1 rRNA gene is annotated in these 310 nt (G+C 45.8%); it reads left to right on the top strand.

From position 1 onward, the window contains the following. Window positions 1-198 precede the first annotated feature (198 nt). A 23S ribosomal RNA gene (locus tag DK459_RS02155) occupies window positions 199-310 on the top strand; the annotation flags it as partial.

Raw genomic sequence — 310 nt, 5'->3', positions numbered from 1 at the left:
GTTCTTTAACAATCTGGAAGAAGCACAACGAAATGTGCTCATCAAGTAATCAGCTTGCTGATGAAGATGGGTACGGGTTGTGATTGCATTAATTTTGTTCCAAGTTCTCAAGACTGGGGTGAATAACCTCAGACTGCTTTGAAACTTATGAACGGCACAAACGCTAATACTCAGGTCCTATAGCCTACAGCGTTATAGGATCAAGCGACTAAGTGCATATGGTGGATGCCTTGGCGATCACAGGCGATGAAGGACGTAGTAGCCTGCGAAAAGCTGCGGGGAGCTGGCAAACAAGCTTTGATCCGCAGAT

This window comes from Achromobacter sp. RW408, from assembly GCF_003184165.1.
Lineage (GTDB): Bacteria > Pseudomonadota > Gammaproteobacteria > Burkholderiales > Burkholderiaceae_B > Achromobacter > Achromobacter xylosoxidans.
Note: the sequence above shows the minus strand (reverse complement) of the source record. Positions and strands in the feature narration are given on the sequence as shown.